The following is an 18,695-nucleotide window of genomic DNA, read 5'->3' as shown; positions in this document are numbered from 1 at the left end:
CGTCTGATAAGAACAGTGCACACAGCAACGAACGAACGCACACGATCGGAGCCGGACCCCATGGGCGAGCACACCGCACCCACGTTCCCCCAGGAGATCATCGACGAGTACGCGGCACTCGGCGTCGACCTCCCCGCACTCTTCTCCGCCGGCCACCTCGGCGAGCGCATGGGCGTCACGATCGTCGAGGCCTCCGCCGACCGCGTCGTGGGCACCATGCCCGTCGAAGGCAACACCCAGCCCTACGGGCTGCTCCACGGCGGCGCCTCTGCCGTCCTCGCCGAGACCCTCGGCTCCATCGGCTCCATGCTCCACGGCGGCGCCACCAAGCTCGCCGTCGGCGTCGACCTGAACTGCACCCACCACCGCGGCGTCCGCAACGGCCTCGTCACCGGCGTCGCCACCCCCGTCCACCGCGGCCGCTCCACCGCCACGTACGAGATCGTCATCACCGACGAGCACGACAAGCGGGTCTGCACCGCCCGCCTCACCTGCCTCCTCCGCGACGCCCCCGGCCCCGCCGCAGGCTGACCGCCCCGCCCCAACACCCACTGCCCGGCCCGGAAAGCGCACCGCATTCCGGACCGGGCAGACCCATATCCGAAGCATTTACGGAGAGTTGACGAACACGCAGGGTCAACGCCCTTGACCCCCGCGCCCGTTCCATGACCCACTTCAACAGCCACACCCCCTCGCGGGGCCTCAAACACATCTCACAGATGTAACACTGCGTAACATGTGTGCAATACACGAAAAACGTCGCGCACCCCGGCCCCGCACCCCCCGCCGGCCTCCCGCCGTGCCCCATGCGCCCCGATTCGGGCGACAGCACCAAGATCACCCCAAGCCCCTTAGCAGAGCTGCGGGTTCTCACCATGCGGTCACTCCGCCGCCCGGGCAAAAGCCGTACACCTCCACACTGCGGCCAACAAGCCTTCCCCACGGCATAACAAGACAGTCACATCATCACCGGACCTGTCCCGCACCCCCTCACCTGCCCTTAGAGTCACGGCCAGTCACCGCGCCGCCGGGCGTGTCTGCTGCACGGCCCTGTAACGACCAGTACGGCCCGGCGATCGTCACGGCACCTCAGCAGAGGAGGCCGCGCCAGGGAAAGGACCTTTCGTGCGACACCGTTCTTTGCTCATACTCACCACAGTGCTCACCACAGGCGCACTCACGCTCACCGCCTGCGGATCGCGCGACGACGACACGAAGAGCAGCGGCGGCGGCGACACCCAGACCGTCGTCATCGGTGTCGACGCACCCCTGACCGGCGACCTCTCCGCCCTCGGCCTCGGCATCAAGAACTCCGCCGACCTCGCCGTCAAGACCGCCAACGCCGACAAGACGGTCCCCGGCATCAAGTTCGAACTCCAGGCACTCGACGACCAGGCCCAGCCCTCCGTCGGCCAGCAGAACGCCCAGAAGTTCATCGGCAACAAGGACCTCCTCGGCGTCGTCGGCCCCCTGAACTCCGGCGTCTCGCAGTCGATGCAGAAGCCGCTCAACGACGCCAACCTCACCCAGGTCTCCCCCGCCAACACCGGCACCGAGCTGACCCAGGGCAACAACTGGAAGACCGGCGACAAGAAGCGCCCCTTCAAGACCTACTTCCGCACCGCCACCACGGACGCCATCCAGGGCGCCTTCGCCGCGAAGTACCTCTTCGACAACGCCAAGGTCAAGGACGTCTACCTCATCGACGACCAGAAGCCCTACGGCGCGGGCCTCGCCGCCTCCTTCAAGACGACCTTCACCGAGCTCGGCGGCAAGATCGTCGGAACCGACCACATCAACCCCGACGACCGCGACTTCAACTCCGTCGTCACCAAGGTCAAGCGCTCCGGCGCCAAGGCCGTCTACTACGGCGGTGAGTACCCCGCCGGCGCCCCCCTGAGCCAGCAGCTCAAGGACAGCGTCCAGATCCCCCTCATGGGCGGCGACGGCATGTACAGCGCCGACTTCATCAGCCTCAACAAGAAGGCCGAAGGCGACATCGCGACCTCCGTCGGCAAGCCCGTCGAGGAACTCGACTCCGCCAAGAAGTTCATCGCCGACTACAAGACGGCCGGATACAAGGACGCCTACGAGGCCTACGGCGGCGGCACCTACGACGCCACCTGGTCCGTCATCGAGGCCGTCAAGGCCGTCGTCGCCGACAACGACGGCAAGCTCCCCGAGGACGCCCGCGCCAAGGTCCTCGACGCCATGAGCCAGGTCAAGTTCGAGGGCGTCACCGGCCCCGTCTCCTTCGACGAGTACGGCGACACCACCAACACCATGATGACCGCCTACCAGGTCACCAGCGGCAAGTGGGCCTCCAAGCTCAGCGAGGCCGTCGAGTAGGTCTTTCGTTTGGATCAGGCTGGATAAGGGAGCGGGGTCTGGTGCCGTGCATCGCAAGGCGGAGGAGGGAGTCATGGCGGAGCCATGGCGATCGACGACAACGCCGCGAGGTGCGGCACCAGGGCACGCGAGCCCAGCCTGATCCAAACGAGAGGCCCTAGGTCCACCAAGGACCCCACGGCCACAGCGCACGCACACAAGACCGCGCGGGAGCGCTACGAGCGCTCCCGCGCGGTGCCATATCCGAACCACTCCACGGAGGCCCTGCGGTGCACGAACTGCCGCAACAGCTGGCCAATGGACTCATCCTCGGCGCGATGTACGGTCTCATCGCGATCGGTTACACGATGGTCTACGGAATCATCCAGCTCATCAACTTCGCACACGGCGAGATCTTCATGATCGGGGGCTTCGGAGCCCTCACGGTCTACCTCGGGCTTCCGTCCGGACTCTCCCTGCTCGCTGCGATACCCCTCATGATCGCCGGCGGAGTCATCTGCTCCGTCGCCGTCAGCGTCGCCGCCGAACGCTTCGCCTACCGGCCACTGCGCACGGCACCACGCCTCGCCCCCCTCATCACCGCCATCGGCCTCTCCCTCGCACTCCAGCAGGCCGTATGGATGTGGTACCCCGACGCCACCAAGGACCGCTCCTTCCCCCAGTTCAAGGGCGAAGCGATCGACATCTTCGGCGCCCACATCCAGCGCGGCGACCTCTTCGTCCTCATCGCCGCACCCATCTGCATGCTCGCCCTCGGCCTCTTCGTCTCCAAGACACGCGCCGGCCGCGGCATGCAGGCGACCTCCCAGGACCCCGACACCGCCAAGCTCATGGGCATCAACACCGACCGCATCATCGTCATGGCCTTCGCCATCGGTGCCGCGTTCGCCGCCGTTGCCGCCGTCGCCTACGGGCTCAAGAACGGCCAGATCGGCTTCCGCATGGGCTTCATCATGGGCCTCAAAGCCTTCACCGCCGCCGTCCTCGGCGGCATCGGCAACATCTACGGCGCCATGCTCGGCGGAGTCGTCCTCGGCGTCGCCGAAGCACTCGCCACCGGCTACATGAGCGACGTACCCGGCATGGAACTCTTCGGAGGCGGCGCCTGGAAGGACGTATGGGCGTTCGTGCTCCTCATCCTCGTCCTCCTCATACGCCCGCAAGGCCTGCTGGGCGAACGCGTCGCGGACAGGGCGTGATACCCATGACCACCAACACCGCCCTGCTCCCCCTGCCCACCAAGGCAGCCCGCGCCGCCACCACCACCGGCGCCGCACTCGCCCTCATCGGCACCTTCCTCGCCTGGACCTACACCGACACCTTCCCCGGCGACCTCACCGTCACCGGATACCCCGGCGGACTCCAGGTCCTCACCCTCATCAGCGCAGCACTCACCCTCCTGTTCGCCCTCTCCGGATACGGCATCAAGGGCCTGCGCTGGCTCACCCCCGGCGGCACCAACAGCCCCACCCGGCTCCTCGCCCTCGGCACCCTCATCACCACCGCCTACACCGTCATCGCCGTCATCGTCACCAAGGACGACAACGGCAACCTCCTGGGTCTGATCGAACTCGAACCCGGAGCCTGGGTCAGCCTCGCCGGCGCTCTCATCGCCACCGTCGCCGCCCTCGGCCTCCCCAACGACCAGCCCCTCGACGACACCGCCACCGGCGCCCTCAGCCGATTCCTCGGCAGCCTCCGCGCCCCGGCACCCGCACGAGCCAAAGCACTCCCCGCCTGGGCCGAAATCCTCATCATCGCCGGAGCCTTCGGCGTCGCCCTCGAGGTCTTCACCTACGGCATCGACACCGAATACGCCGAACTCTTCATCGGCTACGTCATCGCCGTCGCCTTCGGATTCACCGCACTCACCCGGGCCGGACTCATCGCCCGCGTCACCGCGCTGACCTCCAAGCACCGCAACGTCACCCTGTGCGCCGCACTCGTCGCAGCCTTCTGCTTCCCCTTCACCCAGCAGAACGAGGAATACGCCCTCATCGGCGCCAACATCCTCATCTTCGCGACCGTCGCACTCGGCCTCAACGTCGTCGTCGGCCTCGCCGGCCTCCTCGACCTCGGCTACGTCGCCTTCCTCGGCGTCGGCGCCTACGCCGCGGCACTCGTCTCCGGCAGCCCCCTCTCCCCCGTCGGCGTCCAGTTCCCCTTCTGGGCCGCCGTCCTCACCGGAGCCGCGGTCTCACTCGTCTTCGGCGTCGTCATCGGCGCCCCGACACTCCGCCTCCGCGGCGACTACCTCGCCATCGTCACCCTCGGATTCGGAGAGATCTTCCGCCTCACCGTCAACGCCCTCAACGGCGTCAGCGGCCCGGACCTCACCAACGGCTCCCAGGGCATCCCCAGCATCCCCGACCTCAAGCTCCTCGGCTTCGACTTCGGACTCAGCCACGACGTCGGCGGCTTCACCCTCGGCAGGTCCGCCAACTACTACCTGCTGATGCTCCTCTTCACCGCCGTCGTCGTCCTCGTCTTCCGTCGCTCCGGAGAATCCCGCATCGGCCGCGCCTGGGTCGCCATCCGCGAGGACGAAACCGCAGCCACCGCCATGGGCATCAACGCCTTCCGGCTCAAACTGCTCGCCTTCGCCCTCGGCGCCACCCTCGCCGGCCTCGCCGGAACCGTGCAGGCACACGTCTCCTACACGGTCACCCCCGAGCAGTACCAGTTCGCCGGATCCGTACCCCCGAACTCCGTGTTCCTCCTCGCCGCCGTCGTCCTCGGCGGCATGGGAACCCTCAGCGGACCCCTCGTCGGCGCCGCACTGCTCTACCTCATCCCGGCCAAACTGCAGTTCATGCAGGACTACCAGCTCTTCCTCTTCGGACTCGCACTCATCCTCCTGATGCGCTTCCGCCCCGAAGGGCTCGTCGCCGACCGCCGCAAGCAGCTCGAATTCCACGAGACCGGCCAACTCGACGTACCACCGGACACACCACTCACCGACACAGCCGCCGGCACCACGAAGGCGGGGGCGTGACCACCATGACCAAGACAGACGCACCCACCGGCACCACCGTCCTCGACGCCAGCGGCGTCACCATGCGCTTCGGCGGCCTCACCGCCGTACGCGGCGTCGACCTCACCGTCAACGCAGGCGAGATCGTCGGCCTCATCGGACCCAACGGCGCCGGCAAGACCACCTTCTTCAACTGCCTCACCGGCCTCTACGTCCCCACCGAGGGCAAGGTCAGCTACAAGGGCACCGTCCTGCCGCCCAAGCCCCACCTCGTCACCCAGGCAGGCATCGCCCGCACCTTCCAGAACATCCGCCTCTTCGCCAACATGACCGTCCTGGAGAACGTCCTCGTCGGACGCCACACCAGGACCAAGGAAGGCCTCTGGTCCGCCCTCCTGCGCCTCCCCGGCTACAAGAAGGCGGAGAACGCCAGCCGCGAACGCTGCATGGAACTCCTCGAGTTCATCGGCCTCGCCGACAAGGCCGACCACCTCGCGCGCAACCTCCCCTACGGAGACCAGCGCAAGCTGGAGATCGCCCGCGCCCTCGCCAGCGACCCCGGCCTCCTCCTCCTGGACGAGCCCACCGCCGGCATGAACCCCCAGGAAACCCGCGTCACCGAAGAGCTCATCTTCGCCATCCGGGACCAGGGCATCGCCATCCTCGTCATCGAGCACGACATGCGGTTCATCTTCAACCTCTGCGACCGCGTCGCCGTCCTCGTCCAGGGCGAAAAACTCGTCGAGGGCACCGCCCCCGTCGTCCAGGGCGACGAACGCGTCGTCGCTGCCTACCTCGGCACCCCCTTCGAAGGCGCCCCCGGCGCCGAAGAAGCAGCCGAGGTCGAAGCCGCCGAAGCCACGGCGGCAGGCGCAGCCAAGGCCGACACCACCACCGCCACCACCGAGGAGGAGGACACCCGATGACCGCACTGCTCGAGGTCGAGGACCTCCGCGTCGCCTACGGCAAGATCGAAGCCGTCAAGGGCATCTCCTTCACCGTCGAAGCCGGCCAGGTCGTCACCCTCATCGGCACCAACGGCGCGGGCAAGACCACCACCCTGCGCACCCTCTCCGGGCTCCTCAAGCCCTCCGGCGGCCGCATCCTCTTCGAAGGAAAGCCGCTCACCAACATCCCGGCACACAAGATCGTCTCCCTGGGCATCGCCCACTCCCCCGAGGGACGCCACATCTTCCCCCGGCTGACGATCGCCGAGAACCTCCTCCTCGGCGCCTACCTCCGCAACGACAAGGCAGGCATCGAGAAGGACATCCAGCGCGCCTACGACCTCTTCCCCATCCTCGGGGAACGCCGGAAGCAGGCCGCCGGAACCCTCTCCGGAGGCGAACAGCAGATGCTCGCCATGGGACGCGCACTCATGTCCCAGCCCAAGCTGCTCATGCTCGACGAGCCCTCCATGGGCCTCTCCCCGATCATGATGCAGAAGATCATGGAAACCATCGTCGAGCTCAAGGCGTCCGGCACCACCATCCTGCTCGTCGAGCAGAACGCCCAGGCCGCCCTCTCCCTCGCGGACCAGGGCCACGTCATGGAGGTCGGCAAGGTCGTCCTCTCCGGCACCGGCGCCGACCTCCTCCACGACGAGTCGGTCCGCAAGGCCTACCTCGGCGAGGACTGAGCACCCGCCCCGCACACGGGAAGGGCCCGCCTCCGGAACGCTCCGGGGGCGGGCCCTTCTCCGTACGCGCGTACGGGACTACTCGGCAGCCTTCTTCTTCTCCTCGGCATCCTCGATCAGCGCCTCGGCGAGCTGCTGCATCGACATACGCCGGTCCATCGACGTCTTCTGGATCCAGCGGAACGCCGCCGGCTCGGAGAGCCCGTAATCCGTCTGCAGGATGCTCTTCGCCCGGTCCACCAGCTTCCGGGTCTCCAGCCGCTGCGAGAGGTCCGCGATCTCGCTCTCCAGCGCCTTCAGCTCCGCGAACCGGGACACGGCCATCTCGATGGCCGGAACCACGTCGCTCTTGCTGAACGGCTTCACCAGATACGCCATCGCACCGGCGTCCCGGGCTCGCTCGACCAGGTCCCGCTGCGAGAAGGCGGTGAGCATCAGCACGGGGGCGATGGACTCCTCCGTGATCTTCTCGGCGGCGGAGATCCCGTCGAGGACCGGCATCTTCACATCGAGGATCACGAGGTCCGGCCGGTGCTCCCGCGCCAGCTCGACGGCCTGCTGCCCGTCCCCGGCCTCGCCGACGACCGAGTAGCCCTCTTCCTCCAGCATCTCTTTGAGGTCGAGGCGGATGAGCGCCTCGTCCTCGGCGATGACGACGCGAGTCGTCAGCGGCGGGACGTGCGACTTGTCGTCGTCGACGGCGTCTACGGGCTGGGGCGACTCGGGGGTGGTCACGGGGGCTCCTTGTTCCAGGGCAGGACTGCTGCACCCCGAGCCTACCTAGCTGCGGCAAGCGACAGTGACCCGGTAGACTCAGCGCGGGTTGGCCAGCCGGGTTGGCGGAATGGCAGACGCTGATGTCTCAAACACATCTGTCCGAAAGGACGTGCGGGTTCGAATCCCGCACCCGGCACATACCCAGAAGCGGATGTCCACGTTCCCGTGAACATCCGCTTTCTGCTACACATTGCCGCACATCAGCACTCAGAGTGATGGTGTGATCTTTCACGGGGTAGAAGTCCGGCAAAAAGCACTCGACCTTCTCAGGTCCGGAACGAGCACCGCCGAAGTGTCGCGTCAGCTGAAGGTTCCTCGCGGCACCGTGTCGTACTGGCTCCACATGGACCGCTCCAAGCGGGGCGAGTGTCCGGGTGCGCACAACACCGCGTGCCATCGGTGCGATGGCATCGATCTCGACGAGACCGCGTACGCCTATCTTCTGGGGCTTTACCTGGGTGATGGCCACGTGAGCCAGTACTCACAGCATCGAGTGCCGAATCTCATGATCACGCTTGATGACTCCTGGCCTGGCATTCAGGATGAGGCCGAGGCAGCGATGCGCCGAGTCTTCCCGGACAACGCCACGTGCAGAGTTCGGAAACCCGGCTGCCACAACATCAAGGTCTATGCGAAGCACCTCCTCTGCCTGTTCCCTCAGCACGGGCCGGGGAAAAAGCACGAGCGCACGATCACGCTGGAGTCGTGGCAACAAAGGATCGTTGACACGAGTCCCTGGGAGTTCGTCCGGGGCCTCATCCACTCCGACGGCTGCAGGATCACCAACTGGACCACACGCCTCGTCGGTGGCGAGCGCAAGCGTTACGAGTACCCCCGGTACCTGTTCGCCAACAAGTCGGACGATATCCGGAAGCTTTTCACCGACACACTCACCGCCGTAGGCGTCGAGTGGACCACCCTCGCTCGCGGCAGCGACCCGTTCAACATCTCCGTAGCCCGACGGGCGTCCGTCGCCCTCATGGACGCTCACGTCGGGCCGAAGTACTGACGACCGTCACTCCGGGCTGTCGTCCTCGCCGATGTGGTGCACCCGTACCAGGTTCGTCGAGCCCGCGACCCCCGGCGGGGACCCGGCCGTGATGACCACGATGTCGCCCTTCTGGCAGCGCCCGATCCGCAGCAGCTCCTCATCCACCTGCGCCACCATCGCGTCCGTCGACTCCACGTGCGGCCCGAGGAACGTCTCGACGCCCCATGTCAGGTTCAGCTGGGCGCGGGTGGCCGTGTCCGGGGTGAAGGCGAGGAGCGGGATCGGGGAGCGGTAGCGGGAGAGGCGCTTGACCGTGTCGCCGCTCTGGGTGAAGGCCACCAGGAACTTGGCGCCGAGGAAGTCCCCCATCTCGGCTGCCGCGCGGGCGACCGCGCCGCCCTGGGTGCGGGGCTTGTTGCGGTCGGTGAGGGGCGGGAGGCCCTTGGCGAGGATGTCCTCCTCGGCCGCCTCGACGATGCGGGCCATGGTGCGGACGGTCTCGACGGGGTACTTGCCGACGCTGGTCTCGCCGGAGAGCATCACGGCGTCGGTTCCGTCGATGACGGCGTTGGCGACGTCGGAGGCTTCGGCGCGGGTGGGGCGGGAGTTGTCGATCATCGAGTCGAGCATCTGGGTGGCGACGATGACCGGCTTGGCGTTGCGCTTGGCCAGCTTGATGGCGCGCTTCTGGACGATCGGGACCTGTTCCAGGGGCATTTCGACGCCGAGGTCGCCGCGGGCGACCATGATTCCGTCGAAGGCGGCGACGATGTCGTCGATGTTGTCGACGGCCTGGGGCTTCTCGACCTTGGCGATGACGGGGAGGCGGCGGTCCTCCTCGTCCATGATGCGGTGGACGTCGTCGATGTCGCGTCCGGTGCGGACGAAGGAGAGGGCGATGACGTCGGCGCCGGTGCGGAGGGCCCAGCGGAGGTCGTCGATGTCCTTTTCGGAGAGTGCGGGGACGGAGACGGCGACGCCGGGGAGGTTGAGTCCCTTGTGGTCGGAGACCATGCCGCCTTCGATGACGGTGGTGTGGACGCGGGGTCCGTCGACCTCGGTGACTTCGAGGGTGACGCGGCCGTCGTCGATGAGGATGCGCTCGCCGGCGGTGACGTCGGAGGCGAGGCCGTCGTAGGTGGTTCCGCAGGTGGTGCGGTCGCCTTCCATGGGTTCGACGGTGATGGTGAAGTCGTCGCCGCGTTCAAGGAGTACGGGGCCTTCGGCGAAGCGGCCGAGGCGGATCTTCGGGCCTTGAAGGTCAGCGAGGATTCCTACGCTGCGGCCGGTTTCTTCGGATGCTTTGCGTACGTGGCGGTAGCGCTGTTCGTGTTCGGTGTACGAGCCGTGGCTGAGGTTGAGGCGGGCGATGTCCATTCCCGCTTCGACGAGTGCCTTGATCTGCTCGTATGTGTCGGTTGCGGGTCCCAGGGTACAAACGATTTTTGCTCGGCGCATGGTTCGAGCCTAGACCTTACCTGCGGGTAGGTAATTGTCTCTGCATGACTGTCCAACAGCCTTTCGGTGAAAGCTTATTGACAAGTGTTGAATTGTGCGGCGGGGTGCTCCGATGAGCGTTCGCGCGGGCGTCGCGGCGGGTCGGCCGGTGGGCCGGCGGCGGTGGGGGCGGAACCGCTGGTCACCAGATCGAAACCTGTTGGGGGTGTTGCGGGTGGGGGTGACTGAGCCAGAATCTACGCGCGTTGTTCGCTCGAACGAGGAGTCAAGGATGCCGTTGAACCGTAGGACGTTTCTGGGCCGTTCGGCTGTCGCCGGTGCGGGTGTGGCGCTGGGCGGAGGGGTCGTCGGTGCGGGGCCTGCGGCGGCCTCGGAGGCGAAGGGGCACGGTCACGGGCGTCCGCAGAAGCGGTACTCGTTCACGGTGATGGGGACGACGGACCTGCACGGCAACGTCTTCAACTGGGACTACTTCACGGACAAGGAGTTCGACGACTCGGCGCACAACGACGTCGGGCTGGCGAAGATCTCGACACTGGTGGACCAGATCCGTGAGGACCGGGGCCGTCGGAACACGTTGTTGATCGACGCGGGTGACACGATCCAGGGCACGCAGTTGTCGTACTACTACGCGAAGATCGATCCGATCACGGCGAAGCGTGGTCCGGTGCATCCGATGGCGCAGGCGATGAACAAGATCGGCTATGACGCGGCTGCACTCGGGAATCATGAGTTCAACTACGGCATTCCGGTGCTGCGGAAGTTCGAGGAGCAGTGTGATTTTCCGCTGCTGGGTGCGAATGCGCTGGATGCGAAGACGTTGCGGCCGGCGTTCGCTCCGTATGTGATCAAGCGGGTGCGTACGCCGCACGGCCGTGATGTGCGGGTGGCGGTGCTGGGGTTGACGAATCCTGGTATCGCGATCTGGGACAAGGCGAATGTGGGCGGGAAGATGGTGTTCCCCGGTCTTGAGGAGCAGGCGGCGAAGTGGGTGCCGAAGCTTCGTTCGATGGGTGCGGATGTGGTGATCGTGTCGGCGCATTCGGGTTCGTCGGGTACGTCGTCGTACGGGGATCAGTTGCCGTACATCGAGAACGCGGCGGGTCTGGTGGCGGAGCAGGTGCCGGGGATCGATGCGATTCTGGTGGGTCACGCGCACTCGGAGATTCCCGAGTATTTCGTGACGAACAAGAAGACGGGGAAGAAGGTCGTTCTCTCGGAGCCGTTGAAGTGGGGGCAGCGGCTGACGCTGTTCGATTTCGATCTGGTGTGGGAGAAGGGCCGTTGGGTGGTCGAGAAGGTCGGCGCTTCGGTGCTGAACTCGAACACGGTGGCGGAGGATCCGCGGATCACGTCGTTGCTCGGGGATGAGCACACGAAGGTGGTGGCGTATGTGAATCAGGTGATCGGTACGTCGGTGGCGGCGATGTCGACGGCGGAGGCGCCGTGGAAGGACGAGCCGGTCATCGATCTGATCAACCTGGTGCAGGCGGAGACCGTGAAGGAGGCGCTGGCGGGTGGTGAGTACGCGGAGCTGCCGGTGCTGTCGCAGGCGGCGTGCTTCTCGCGTACGGCGTCGATCCCTGCGGGTGAGGTGACGATCAAGGATGCGGCGGGGTTGTATCCGTTCGAGAACACGCTGGAGGCCCGGCTGCTGACGGGGGCGCAACTGAAGGAGTATCTGGAGTACTCGGCGCGGTATTACGTGCAGACGGCGGCGGGGGCTCCGGTGGACACGTCGAAGTTGACGAATGCGGAGAGTATTCCGGATTACAACTATGACGTGGTGTCGGGTGTGTCGTACGACATCGATATCGCGAAGCCTGCGGGTTCGCGGATCGTGGGGTTGTCGTTCGAGGGGGCGCCGGTGGATCCGGCGGCGCAGTTCGTGTTCGCGGTGAACAATTATCGGGCGAGTGGTGGGGGTAACTTCCCGCATGTGCCGGGTGCGAAGCAGTTGTGGGCGAATTCGGACGAGATCCGGAACACGATCATCGGGTGGGTGCAGGCGAAGGGGTCGGTGGATCCGGCGGAGTTCGCGTCGGTGGACTGGCGTCTGACGCGGGATGGTGTGCCGGTGTTCTGACCGGGGTTCCGAGCTGGTGGTGTGTGGTGGCCGTCCTCCCTGCGTCTTCGGGAGGGCGGCCTGCTTTCGTGCGGGTGGCGGTCAGGAGCCGTGCCGGGTCGTCCAGCACGTTGTCCGGCAGTTCGCTCGTCCCGTTGCTCCTGGGTCCCTCGTGGCAGCGGGGTGGGCGAGTTCGGCTCCGGGCGGTCAGGTCAGCGGGTCCGTCCGAGGGGGGTGCGGGGGTGGCCCTGGCCGGGGACGGCGGGGTCCGGGTGGGGGGTGAGGCCGAAGGTGGTGAAGGCGGTGCGTTGTGGGAGGGGGTAGGGGTTGGTGCCGGTGAGGTTGTTGAGGATGGTGGCGCTGCGCCAGGCGGCGAGGCCGAGGTCGGGGGCGCCGACTCCGTGGGTGTGGCGTTCGGCGTTCTGTACGTAGATGTTGCCGGTGAGGGCGGGGTCGAGGTCGAGGCGGAAGTCGGTGTGGATGCGGGGGCGTCCTTGGGTGTCGCGGCGGATGTGGGGGGCGATGCCGGTGAGGAGGGTGTCGAGGGGGCGTTCGCGGTAGCCGGTGGCGAGGACGACGGCGTCGGTGGTGAGGCGGCTTCGGGTGGCTTGCTGGGTGTGTTCGAGGTGGAGTTCGATGCGGGTGCCGCTGCCGGAGAGGCGGCCTGCGGTCCGGACGCTGACGCCGGGGGTGAGGGTGGCGTCGGGCCAGCCTCCGTGGAGGGTGCGGCGGTAGAGCTCGTCGTGGATGGCGGCGATGGTGTCGGTGTCGATGCCTTTGTGGAGCTGCCATTGCTGGGGGACGAGGGTGTCGCGTACGTGTTCGGGGAGTGCGTGGAAGTAGTGGGTGTAGTCGGGGGTGAAGTGTTCGAGGCCGAGTTTTGAGTACTCCATGGGGGCGAAGGCCTGGGTGCGGGCGAGCCAGTGGATCTTCTCGATGCCTTGGGGGCGGGCGCGGAGGAGGTCGAGGAAGATTTCGGCGCCTGACTGGCCGGAGCCGATGACGGTGATGTGGTCGGCGCGGAGGAGTTCTTCGCGGTGGTTGAGGTAGTCGGCGGAGTGGATGACGGGGAGACCGGGGGTTTCCGCGAGGGGGCGGAGAGGTTCGGGGATGTAGGGGGCGGTGCCGACGCCGAGGGCGATGTGGCGGGTGTGGGCGCGGCCGGGTGCGTGGGCTTCGCCGTCGGGGTCGAGGTGGGTGTAGTCGACTTCGAAGTGGGCGTGGTCGGTGTTCCAGCGGATGGCGTCGACCTGGTGGTTGAAGTGGGTGGTGGGGAGTTGTTCGCTGACCCAGCGGCAGTAGGCGTCGTATTCGGCGCGGTGGATGTGGAATTGCTCGGCGAAGTAGAAGGGGTAGAGGCGGTCGCGTGTGCGGAGGTAGTTGAGGAAGGTCCAGGGGCTGGTGGGGTCGGCGAGGGTGGTGAGGTCGGCGAGGAAGGGGACTTGGAGGGTGGCGCCGTCGATGAGGAGGCCGGGGTGCCAGTGGAAGGCGGGGCGTTGTTCGTAGAAGGCGGTGGTGAGGGGGGTGGTGCCGGGGGTGGTGGGGATGCCGTGGGCGAGGGCGGCGAGGGAGAGGTTGAAGGGGCCGAGGCCGATGCCGATGAGGTCGTGGGTCCGGTCGCCGTCGGGGGTGGTCCGGTCGGTCATCGGGGGGTGCTGCCTTCCGTGGTGGCGTGGGCGTGGGCGGTGTGGGCCCGGTTGACGTGGGTGAGGAGGTGGCGGAGGTCGTCGGGGGTGGTGTGGGGGTTGAGGAGGGTGGCTTTGAGCCAGAGGCCGTCGTCGGTGCGGGCGCGGCCGAGTACGGCGTGTCCTTGGTCGAGGAGGGTGCGGCGGATGGTGGCGACGGTGGTGTCGTCGCTGTGGGTGGGGCGGAAGAGGACGGTGCTGATGGTGGGGCGGTCGTTGAGCTCGAGTGCGGGGTTCTCTTCGATGAGGTCGGCGAGGTGGTGGGCGGTGGTGATGGTGCGGTCGATGAGGTCGGCGAGTCCGTCGCGGCCGAGTGCTTGGAGGGTGACGGCGATCTTGAGGGCGTCGGGGCGGCGGGTGGTGCGGAGGGAGCGGCCGAGGAGGTCGGGGAGGCCTGCTTCGGTGTCGTCGTCGGCGTTGAGGTAGGGGGCGTGGTGGTGGAGGGGGGTGAGGTCGTGCTGGTGGGGGACGGCGAGGATGCCGGCTGATGCGGGTTGCCAGCCGAGTTTGTGCAGGTCGAGGGTGACGCTGTGGGCGCGGTGGAGGCTGCGCAGGGCGTGGCGGTGGGTGGGGCTGAAGAGGAGGGGGCCGCCGTACGCCGCGTCGATGTGAAGGTCGGCGCCATAGGTGGTGGTGAGGTCGGCGATGTCGGTGAGGGGGTCGATCTGGCCGGTGTCGGTGGTGCCTGCGGTGGCGGTGACGAGGAGGGGGCCGTCGTGTCGGGTGAGGGCGTCGCGGAGGGCGTCGGTGTCCATGACGCCGGTGGGGGCGGGGATGACGACGGGTCGGGGAAGGCCGAGGAGCCAGGCGGCGCGGGTGATGCTGTGGTGGGCGTTGGCGGCGCAGATGGTCTGTACGGGGCCGTGGCGTTCGCGGGCGAGGAGGAGGGCGAGTTGGTTGGCTTCGGTGCCGCCGGTGGTGACGAGGGCGTCGGGGTCGGGGGTGTGGGGGTAGATCTCGGCGGCTAGTGCGGTGGTGAGGGCGGTTTCGAGGGCGGAGGCTGCGGGGGCCTGGTCCCAGGAGTCCATGGAGGGGTTGAGGGCTGAGGCGGCGAGGTCGGCTGCTGCGGCAAGGGCGAGGGGCGGGGTGTGGAGGTGGGCGGCGCAGTGGGGGTGTGCGGGGTCGGCGGCGCCTTCGGTGAGTGCGGTGACGAGGGTGCGGAGGGCGTGGTGGGCGCCGGTGCCGTGTTCGGGGATGAGGGTGCCGGTCGCGGCGTGGAGTTTTTCGGTGACGGTGTGGGGGCCGCCGGCGGGGAGGGGGCCGTTGCGGCGGGTGGCGCCGTCGTGGAGTGCGGCAAGGACGGTGTCGAGGAGGGGGCGCAGGTGGGCGGGGCCTGCGGTGCCTCCGGCGAGGGGCGGGGTGGGCATGGGTGGTGTGGTCCTTCGGGTGCGCGGGGGCGGTGGTGTCAGCTTGTGCGGATTGCGGAGGGTGCGGCCGAAGAGCCCAACGATCTCGACCCGAAAGGGGTACTGCGGTTCGGTGTGGGGGTGTTGGGGCCTGCGGGACTGGTATAAGCGTTCGTTGTTCGTATGGCTGTGCCCGGCTCCTCGGGTGAGGGGCCGGGCACGGCGGCGTCCGGTGGTGTGACCGGGTCAGTGGGCGTCGCGTACGGCGAGGGCGCGGCGCAGGTCGTCGAGCTGGTCGGTGAGTTTGCGGCGCAGGGCCGGGGTGAGTGCCGGGTTCTTGAGGGCCTTGTCGCCGAGCTGGATGCTGTCGGGGTCGACGGCGTGGGTGGGGAAGGCGTGGCGTCCGGCGGCTTCGGCGATGGCGGGGCCGCGGCGGGCGGCGAGTGCGATGGCGTCGGGGTAGTAGCGGGCGACGTAGGGGTGGAGGAGTGTGCTCTGTTCGGGCTGCCAGAAGCCTTGGGCGGTGGCGGTGAAGAGGTAGTTGGACAGGGTGTCGTCGCTGAACATGGCCTGCCAGGCGGCTGTTTTGGCTTCGGGGGTGGGGAGGGCGGCGCGGCAGCGGGCGGCGCCTTCCTGTCCGGTGGCGCTGGGGTCCTTGTCGAGTTCGCGGGCGATCGCGCTCTCGTCGGTGGCGCCGAGGACGGCGAGGCGGGTGAGGATGCGCCAGCGGAGTTCGGGGTCGAGTTCGGGTCCGCCGGGGACGGTGCCTTCGTGGAGCCAGTCCTGGATGGTGTCGGGCTGGGTGGCGGCGTCGATGAAGTGGCGTACGGCGGTGAGGCGGAGGCCAGGATCGGGGCTGCCGGGTGTGGTGGCGCCGGGGCCTTGTTCCCAGTCCTTGGCGGTGAGTCCTTCGGTGCGGCGGAGAAGGTCGCGGCAGAGGGAGGTGAGGGTGGCGAGGGCGGTGGGCCGGTCCTCGGGTGCGAGGTAGCGGTCGGCGATCTGGGTGGCGGCGAAGCCGAGTACGCCGTGGACGAGGGCGAGGTCGGTTTCGTAGGGGAGGTGGGTGCGGGCCGCGGTGAGGTGGACGGTGGGGTGGAGTGTGCCGTCGCGGACCATGTCGCGGGCGGTGTTCCAGATGACGGCTCGGGTGAGGGCGTCGGGGATGCCGGAGAGGTGGGTGAGGGCGGTGTTCCAGGAGTCGGGGTCGAGGCGGATCTTGGCGTAGGTGAGGTCGTTGTCGTTGAGGACGACGAGGTCGGGGCGGGTGCCGGGCTGGGTGGTGGGGGTGCCGTTCTGGGGGATGTCGAGTGCGAAGCGGTTGCGGAGGGTGAGCTGCTCGGTGCCGGTCTGGGTGTCGAGGCTGTGGTCGTAGGTGCCGACGGTGATGCGGTGGGGGCGGCTGCCGGCGTGGTCGACGGTGAGGTCCCAGCTGTTGCCGGTGTTCTCGACGTGGGCGGTGAGGGTGTCGACGCCGGTGGTGCGGAGCCAGGAATTGGCCCAGGCGTGGACGTCGCGGTCGGTGGCGGTGGCGAGGTTGTCGATGAAGTCGGCAAGGGTGGCGTTGGCGAATTTATGGCGGGCGAAGTGGGTGTTGATGCCGGCGAGGAAGTCCTTCTCGCCGAGCCAGGCGACGAGCTGGCGGAGTGCGGAGGCGCCCTTGGCGTAGGAGATGCCGTCGAAGTTGAGGAGGGCGGAGGCGGTGTCGGGGACGGCGTGGGGGTCGGGGGCGACGGGGTGGGTGGTGGGGCGCTGGTCGGCGTCGTAGCCCCAGCCCTTGCGGGAGACGCCGAATTCGACCCAGGTGTCGGGGAAGGGGGTCTCCCCTGCTCGAGCGGAGTTGAGAGCTCGGGGAAGGGTGGCTTCGGTGAGGGTCTGGTAGCCCATGTATTCGGCGAAGGACTCGTTGAGCCAGATGTCGTCCCACCAGGTGAGGGTGACGAGGTCGCCGAACCACATGTGGGCCATCTCGTGGGCGATGACCATGGCGCGGGTCTGGCGTTCGGTGTCGGTGACGGCGGAGCGGTAGACGAACTCGTCGCGGAAGGTGACGAGTCCGGGGTTCTCCATGGCGCCGGCGTTGAATTCGGGGACGAAGGCCTGGTCGTAGGAGTCGAAGGGGTAGGGCTCGTCGAACTTCTCGTGGTAGCGGTCGAAGCAGGCGCGGGTGATGCCCAGGATCTCCTCGGCGTCGGTGTCGAGGTGGGGGGCGAGGGAGCGGCGGCAGTGGATGCCGAAGGGGAGGCCTGCGTGGTGGGTGGTGACGGAGTGCCAGGGGCCCGCGGCGACGGCGACGAGGTAGGTGGAGATGGGCGGGGTGGGGGCGATGGTCCAGCGGCCTTCGGTGGCCTGGGTGGCGGTGCCGTTGCCGAGGACGGTCCAGCCGGTGGGTGCGGTGACGGTGAGGTCGAACACCGATTTGAGGTCGGGCTGGTCGAAGGCGGCGAAGACGCGCTGGACGTCTTCCATGAAGAGCTGGGTGTAGACGTAGGTCTCGCCGTCGGCGGGGTCGGTGAAGCGGTGCATGCCTTCGCCGGTGCGGGAGTAGCGCATGGTGGCGTCGACGGTGAGTTCGTGGGGGCCGGCGGTGAGGCCGTCCAGGGGGTAGCGGTTCTCGTCGAGGCGCCCGGGGTCGAGGGCCTGTCCGTCGAGGCTGAGTGAGCGCAGGGTCTCCGGCTTGATCTCGACGAAGGTGTCTCCGGCCGCGTGGGCGGTGAACCGGATGGCGGTCCGGGAGTCGAAGGTCTCCTCGCCCGTGGTGAGGTCGAGGTCGACCGTGTACCGGTGTACGTCGAGGAGCTGGGCGCGGGTCTGCGCTTCGTTGCGCGTCAGTACGGACATGGCGCCCATGCTGCCGTACGGGTCCGGGGCTGTGCAGTGAGGTTCTCGCAGGGCTGACGGCGGGCGGCGCGGGGCGCATGCGCGGCCGGCCGGCCGTGGGTCGGGTGACGAGGCCGGCCGGCGGCGGGGTCGGGCCTCGGGGCCGGCCGGCGTGGGGTCAGGCGTCGCGGCCGGCCGGCGGTGGGGTCGGGCCTCGGGGCCGGCCGGCGTGAAGTCAGGCGTCGGGGCCCGCGGATTCCTCGGCGATGCGCTCATGGTGGCGGATGACCTCGGCCACGATGAAGTTCAGCAGCTTCTCGGCGAAGGCGGGGTCCAGCCGTGCGCTCTCGGCGAGTTGACGCAGCCGGGCGATCTGGCGGGCCTCGCGGGCGGGGTCGGCGGGCGGCAGGTGGTGTGCGGCCTTGAGGTGGCCGACCTGCTGGGTGGCCTTGAAGCGCTCGGCGAGCATGTGGACGACTGCGGCATCGATGTTGTCGATGCTCTCGCGCAGCCGGTTCAGTTCGGCGGTGACGTACTCGTCGGTGTTGCTCGTGGTCATGGTCAGCGAGCTTAGACGCACCGGTGGCGGGGCGG

14 protein-coding genes and 1 tRNA gene are annotated in these 18,695 nt (G+C 68.0%); 9 read left to right on the top strand and 6 right to left on the bottom strand.

Features of this window, described 5'->3' with window-relative positions:
• The first annotated feature begins 60 nt into the window (after positions 1-60).
• The 6 genes from ACIRD8_RS03330 (at position 61) to ACIRD8_RS03305 (ending at position 6,962) form a co-directional block, all read left to right on the top strand.
• Entirely contained in the window at positions 61-531 is a 471-nt protein-coding gene (locus ACIRD8_RS03330) for a PaaI family thioesterase (RefSeq protein ID WP_403985438.1), read from the top strand.
• Positions 532-1,140: 609 nt separating this feature from the next.
• Entirely contained in the window at positions 1,141-2,349 is a 1,209-nt protein-coding gene (locus tag ACIRD8_RS03325) for a branched-chain amino acid ABC transporter substrate-binding protein (RefSeq protein ID WP_403985643.1), read from the top strand.
• A 269-nt stretch (positions 2,350-2,618) separates the two neighbouring features.
• Positions 2,619-3,548, top strand: a complete 930-nt coding sequence (locus ACIRD8_RS03320) for a branched-chain amino acid ABC transporter permease (RefSeq protein ID WP_362941926.1) — start codon at positions 2,619-2,621, stop codon at positions 3,546-3,548.
• 5 nt (positions 3,549-3,553) lie between these two features.
• Positions 3,554-5,344, top strand: a complete 1,791-nt coding sequence (locus ACIRD8_RS03315) for a branched-chain amino acid ABC transporter permease (protein WP_403985436.1) — start codon at positions 3,554-3,556, stop codon at positions 5,342-5,344.
• A 5-nt stretch (positions 5,345-5,349) separates the two neighbouring features.
• Positions 5,350-6,249 carry an ABC transporter ATP-binding protein gene (locus ACIRD8_RS03310; RefSeq protein WP_403985434.1) on the top strand — a complete coding sequence of 300 codons (900 nt, stop codon included), beginning with the start codon at positions 5,350-5,352 and terminating at the stop codon, positions 6,247-6,249.
• Positions 6,246-6,962: an ABC transporter ATP-binding protein gene (locus ACIRD8_RS03305; protein ID WP_403985432.1), complete on the top strand. Its 717-nt coding sequence runs from the start codon at positions 6,246-6,248 to the stop codon at positions 6,960-6,962. The genes ACIRD8_RS03310 and ACIRD8_RS03305 overlap by 4 nt, the downstream gene beginning before the upstream one ends.
• A 78-nt stretch (positions 6,963-7,040) precedes the next feature.
• Here ACIRD8_RS03305 and ACIRD8_RS03300 read toward each other — a convergent pair whose 3' ends face one another.
• Positions 7,041-7,697 carry an ANTAR domain-containing response regulator gene (locus ACIRD8_RS03300; RefSeq protein WP_104789892.1) on the bottom strand — a complete coding sequence of 219 codons (657 nt, stop codon included), beginning with the start codon at positions 7,695-7,697 and terminating at the stop codon, positions 7,041-7,043.
• 95 nt (positions 7,698-7,792) lie between these two features.
• On the opposite strand from ACIRD8_RS03300, the gene ACIRD8_RS03295 reads away from it, so the two are divergent.
• Together ACIRD8_RS03295 and ACIRD8_RS03290 are read left to right on the top strand one after the other, a co-directional pair.
• Positions 7,793-7,875 (top strand) — tRNA-Leu (locus tag ACIRD8_RS03295).
• An 84-nt stretch (positions 7,876-7,959) separates the two neighbouring features.
• Positions 7,960-8,748: a helix-turn-helix domain-containing protein gene (locus ACIRD8_RS03290; protein ID WP_403985430.1), complete on the top strand. Its 789-nt coding sequence runs from the start codon at positions 7,960-7,962 to the stop codon at positions 8,746-8,748.
• 6 nt (positions 8,749-8,754) lie between these two features.
• Here the strand turns inward: ACIRD8_RS03290 and pyk are convergent, their stop codons facing one another.
• Entirely contained in the window at positions 8,755-10,188 is a 1,434-nt protein-coding gene (pyk, locus tag ACIRD8_RS03285; RefSeq protein WP_403985428.1) for a pyruvate kinase, read from the bottom strand.
• Between the two features lie 271 nt (positions 10,189-10,459).
• Between pyk and ACIRD8_RS03280 the strand changes: the two genes are divergently transcribed.
• Positions 10,460-12,274 carry a bifunctional metallophosphatase/5'-nucleotidase gene (locus tag ACIRD8_RS03280; RefSeq protein WP_403985426.1) on the top strand — a complete coding sequence of 605 codons (1,815 nt, stop codon included), beginning with the start codon at positions 10,460-10,462 and terminating at the stop codon, positions 12,272-12,274.
• A gap of 191 nt (positions 12,275-12,465) precedes the next feature.
• Here ACIRD8_RS03280 and ACIRD8_RS03275 read toward each other — a convergent pair whose 3' ends face one another.
• From ACIRD8_RS03275 to ACIRD8_RS03260, 4 genes are all read right to left on the bottom strand, one after another.
• Positions 12,466-13,899 carry a lysine N(6)-hydroxylase/L-ornithine N(5)-oxygenase family protein gene (locus tag ACIRD8_RS03275; protein WP_403985424.1) on the bottom strand — a complete coding sequence of 478 codons (1,434 nt, stop codon included), beginning with the start codon at positions 13,897-13,899 and terminating at the stop codon, positions 12,466-12,468.
• A complete protein-coding gene (locus ACIRD8_RS03270; protein WP_403985422.1) occupies positions 13,896-15,305 on the bottom strand; it encodes a pyridoxal phosphate-dependent decarboxylase family protein in 1,410 nt (469 codons plus the stop codon). Before ACIRD8_RS03270 ends, ACIRD8_RS03275 begins: the two co-directional genes overlap by 4 nt.
• 225 nt (positions 15,306-15,530) lie before the next feature.
• Positions 15,531-18,122, bottom strand: coding sequence for an aminopeptidase N (gene pepN, locus ACIRD8_RS03265; RefSeq protein ID WP_403985420.1), 2,592 nt, complete (start codon positions 18,120-18,122; stop codon positions 15,531-15,533).
• A 214-nt stretch (positions 18,123-18,336) separates the two neighbouring features.
• Complete coding sequence (locus ACIRD8_RS03260; RefSeq protein ID WP_403985418.1) at positions 18,337-18,660, bottom strand: chorismate mutase; 324 nt, start codon at positions 18,658-18,660, stop codon at positions 18,337-18,339.
• Between the last annotated feature and the right edge of the window lie 35 nt (positions 18,661-18,695).

Source organism: Streptomyces sp. NPDC102451, assembly GCF_044765485.1.
Taxonomy (GTDB): Bacteria; Actinomycetota; Actinomycetes; order Streptomycetales; family Streptomycetaceae; genus Streptomyces.
This window is presented reverse-complemented; position numbering and strand designations above follow the sequence as displayed.

Coding starts and splice junctions, on each gene's coding strand:
- ACIRD8_RS03330 (WP_403985438.1), top strand. CDS start 61: ATGGGCGAGCACACCGCACCCACGTTCCCCCAGGAGATCATCGACGAG.
- ACIRD8_RS03315 (WP_403985436.1), top strand. CDS start 3,554: ATGACCACCAACACCGCCCTGCTCCCCCTGCCCACCAAGGCAGCCCGC.
- ACIRD8_RS03310 (WP_403985434.1), top strand. CDS start 5,350: ATGACCAAGACAGACGCACCCACCGGCACCACCGTCCTCGACGCCAGC.
- ACIRD8_RS03305 (WP_403985432.1), top strand. CDS start 6,246: ATGACCGCACTGCTCGAGGTCGAGGACCTCCGCGTCGCCTACGGCAAG.
- pyk (WP_403985428.1), bottom strand. CDS start 10,188: ATGCGCCGAGCAAAAATCGTTTGTACCCTGGGACCCGCAACCGACACA.
- ACIRD8_RS03280 (WP_403985426.1), top strand. CDS start 10,460: ATGCCGTTGAACCGTAGGACGTTTCTGGGCCGTTCGGCTGTCGCCGGT.
- ACIRD8_RS03275 (WP_403985424.1), bottom strand. CDS start 13,899: ATGACCGACCGGACCACCCCCGACGGCGACCGGACCCACGACCTCATC.
- ACIRD8_RS03270 (WP_403985422.1), bottom strand. CDS start 15,305: ATGCCCACCCCGCCCCTCGCCGGAGGCACCGCAGGCCCCGCCCACCTG.
- pepN (WP_403985420.1), bottom strand. CDS start 18,122: ATGTCCGTACTGACGCGCAACGAAGCGCAGACCCGCGCCCAGCTCCTC.
- ACIRD8_RS03260 (WP_403985418.1), bottom strand. CDS start 18,660: ATGACCACGAGCAACACCGACGAGTACGTCACCGCCGAACTGAACCGG.